Genomic DNA, 3,221 nt, shown 5'->3' on the forward strand with positions numbered 1-3,221 from the left:
GCTATCAACGAATTTTTCTATTATAGTTTAGTCCTCGGAAAGTGACAAAAGAGGGCTAAATCTTTGATTCGCACCGAAGCACTGACAACATAACCTTGATCGACTGCTGCAAGGTTATAGTCTGCATCGACATCGCCGTAGATTTTACCAGTGACTTTATTTTCGTAAATCTCTGTTCCAGGTGCAATCCAAGCAATAGTGGCATCATCATCAATTAAAGCCGTATCTTCGATGATATCGATTTCCCCTGAAGAATTAAACTCCCCAGCAATTCTCATTTTGAAGTAAACAGGAACTAAAAGCGATCGCCTTCTGTCTTTACTCAACAGTTTTGGTAGAAGTTATTTCCTTTACAGTCGGAAAGTCTGAAAAAACGAAGTAGTCGAAAATTTCACTAATAGGCGATCGATATTTAACAATTAACTATCAATAAATCGAATCTTTGTTCATTTACAGATGGGATGAACTTAAAAAAGTATTGATCGCTCCAGAGTTCGAGTTATACTAAGAAACTGTGTGTTTATTTTTAATACCAATAAATTTTATGGCAAAGAAAGCTATGGTTGAGCGCGAAAAGAAACGCGCTCGCTTAATTGAGAAATATGCTGATAAGAGAGCAGAACTAAAAGAACAGTTACGTACTGCTACTTCTGCTGCTAAAAAGCTACAGATTAGTCGTCAAATCCAAAGATTACCTAGAGATAGCTCTGCTACTCGCAGACGCAATCGTTGTATGGTAACAGGTAGACCAAGGGGTTATTACCGTGATTTTGGCTTGTCTCGTAACGTGCTGCGCGAATGGGCACACGAAGGTTTACTTCCTGGTGTAGTTAAATCTAGTTGGTAGACTGCCAAATATATCATTGATATATAAGGAGGGGTAGAGGCGAAATTGATTTATCCCTAACCCCTTATCCTTAATTTATATAGCAATTTTGTCTTTTGGGTAAATAAGCTCAATATCCCAATTGGCGACAATTTTCCCCAATTTTCCCCAATCTTTTAGATCTTCAATGTAGGGTAAAGTTCCGAGAATGGGAACTTGAGTTAGAGACTGAATCAAATCGGGTGGAGTTAAATCTTCAATACTCGCCATCGCTTCGGAATGAGTGTAATTAAGAATAATTCCTTTGAGATCTATTTTAAGACTGCGAGCAAGAGCTATATTCGCTACAGCATTGGAGATAGAGCCAAGTTTTACGGGAACTACTAAAACCGTTGGCAAACGCCAGTCAGCAGCAATATCTCCCACAATTAATTCATTGGTTACGGGAGATCCCAAGCCTCCCAAAGTTTCTAGCAACACTAAATCAGATTTTTGAGTAACGGTCGAAAATTCCTGCCAAATTTTACCCAATTCAATCGTCTTACCTTCTTTTTGGGCAGCAATGGGAGGGGCAACAGGAGTCTCTAAACGAAGAGGAACAACAACATCAACTGATGATATTTCCGTAAATAAACGGTTGTATAATTCCAAATCTCCTGTTCCAGTTTGGATAAGCTTGAATATACTTAAAAGAGGATGAGCATTTATACTTTTATTCGAGGAATAATTTTGCCAATAAGCAGCCAAAGCGATCGTGACAAAAGTTTTACCAACATCCGTATCTGTTCCTGCAATCAATAATGTTGTCATGTTTTTTGAAATAGTCCTGGTATTTTTTTATACTTTTTTTCTGAATACACCAAGATTAGTAATGAAATAAAGCTAGTTGAATATACCTATAGTAAGATGTACCGATGCTAAAAAATATCAAAAAAAATATAATGTACCCAGAAAGATTTAGTATATGAATATACAATAAACGTCCAGAAACTCTAAAAAAGCTTAATTTTATTGTATTTTTTGCTTTTAATTTTTTAGATAAGCGGAACTTTTGACCAGGTAATTTCTATCAGAAAAGACCCTGTATGATAATGTCCCTCGTGATGATAAGATTGCCCTGAATATAAGTTGAATATATTTACCGTGAGCCATAGTACTACCTTAATGCCTCAGCTGATGGAGCAGACACCCTTCTTGTCAGACTCTAATCGTCTTAGATTATTTTCTGGTTCTGCTAATATTCCTCTTGCAAGAGAGGTAGCAAGATATCTAGGAATGGATCTTGGCCCGATGATTCGCAAACGTTTTGCTGATGGGGAAATTTATATCCAAATCCAAGAATCAATTCGTGGAGCAGATGTTTATCTACTTCAACCGTGCTGCAATCCAGTAAATGACAACTTGATGGAGTTGATGATTATGATCGATGCTTGTCGTCGAGCATCAGCACGCCAAATTACTCCGGTAATTCCTTATTATGGTTATGCCAGAGCCGATCGCAAAACTGCTGGTCGAGAGTCTATTACAGCTAAATTAGTTGCTAATCTACTTACTGAAGCAGGAGCTAGTAGAGTCTTGGCGATGGATTTACACTCAGCGCAAATCCAAGGTTATTTTGATATTCCCACCGACCATGTGTATGGTTCTCCAGCTATTTTAAATTATTTATCAGCCAAAAATCTTGACGATCTGGTGGTTGTGTCTCCTGATGTTGGAGGTGTAGCCAGAGCGAGAGCATTTGCCAAGAAACTTAATGACGCACCTTTAGCAATTATTGATAAACGCCGTCAAGCACACAATGTAGCAGAGGTGATGAATGTCATTGGAGATGTTGAGGGTAAAACTGCCGTCTTAGTAGACGATATGATCGATACGGCAGGTACTTTAGTTGCGGGAGGGAAATTATTGAAAAAAGAAGGTGCTAAAGAAATTTATGCCTGTGCTACCCATGCTGTTTTTTCCGATCCTGCTGTCTCTCGACTATCTAGCGGTCTTTTTAAAGAGGTTATTATTACTAATACAATTCCCATTCCCGAAGCAAAACAATTCGAGGAATTGACAGTATTATCAGTTGCAGGTCTTTTGGGTGAAGCTATTTGGCGCATTCACGAAGCTAGTTCTGTTAGCAGTATGTTTCGCTAATTAAATTTATTACTTATCTCGAATGCAAAAAGAAGACTCCCTCTAAAAACGAGGGCGATTTAAGTCTAACATCGTTAGACGCGCCCAATATTTTAGCGGTGAGATGAATTTTTGTCTTTGATAATTGTAAAAAGCAGATCAAAGGCAAAAAAGGATTTCCAAAGTTCAAAAAGCATTCTCGTTCGGTTGAATACAAGCCAATACTTCTCGGTTAAGCATCAGACAGAGTTAAAAATTGCAAAATTAGGTTTTT

At 37.9% G+C, this 3,221-nt stretch carries 4 protein-coding genes and 1 pseudogene; 3 read left to right on the plus strand and 2 right to left on the minus strand.

Annotation, left to right across the window (positions count from 1 at the left end):
* Positions 1-20: 20 nt before the first annotated feature.
* Positions 21-326 carry a hypothetical protein gene (locus I4641_RS23540; RefSeq protein WP_229643019.1) on the minus strand — a complete coding sequence of 102 codons (306 nt, stop codon included), beginning with the start codon at positions 324-326 and terminating at the stop codon, positions 21-23.
* 218 nt (positions 327-544) lie between these two features.
* Between I4641_RS23540 and rpsN the strand changes: the two genes are divergently transcribed.
* Positions 545-847, plus strand: coding sequence for a 30S ribosomal protein S14 (rpsN, locus tag I4641_RS23545; protein WP_229643020.1), 303 nt, complete (start codon positions 545-547; stop codon positions 845-847).
* Positions 848-922: 75 nt separating this feature from the next.
* Here rpsN and bioD read toward each other — a convergent pair whose 3' ends face one another.
* Positions 923-1,636: a dethiobiotin synthase gene (bioD, locus tag I4641_RS23550; RefSeq protein WP_229643021.1), complete on the minus strand. Its 714-nt coding sequence runs from the start codon at positions 1,634-1,636 to the stop codon at positions 923-925.
* Between the two features lie 354 nt (positions 1,637-1,990).
* Between bioD and I4641_RS23555 the strand changes: the two genes are divergently transcribed.
* Together I4641_RS23555 and I4641_RS24405 are read left to right on the plus strand one after the other, a co-directional pair.
* On the plus strand, positions 1,991-2,968 hold the full coding sequence (locus I4641_RS23555) for a ribose-phosphate pyrophosphokinase (RefSeq protein ID WP_369426880.1): 978 nt from the start codon (positions 1,991-1,993) through the stop codon (positions 2,966-2,968).
* A gap of 116 nt (positions 2,969-3,084) precedes the next feature.
* Positions 3,085-3,165, plus strand: a pseudogene (locus I4641_RS24405) (transposase); the annotation flags it as partial.
* Positions 3,166-3,221: the final 56 nt, after the last annotated feature.

Source organism: Waterburya agarophytonicola KI4 (genome assembly GCF_020640915.1).
GTDB classification, from domain to species: Bacteria; Cyanobacteriota; Cyanobacteriia; order Cyanobacteriales; family Xenococcaceae; genus Waterburya; species Waterburya agarophytonicola.

Bases quoted from the DNA above. Each gene is read 5' to 3' on its own strand.
- rpsN (WP_229643020.1), top strand. From the start codon at position 545: ATGGCAAAGAAAGCTATGGTTGAGCGCGAAAAGAAACGCGCTCGCTTA.
- bioD (WP_229643021.1), bottom strand. From the start codon at position 1,636: ATGACAACATTATTGATTGCAGGAACAGATACGGATGTTGGTAAAACT.
- I4641_RS23555 (WP_369426880.1), top strand. From the start codon at position 1,991: ATGCCTCAGCTGATGGAGCAGACACCCTTCTTGTCAGACTCTAATCGT.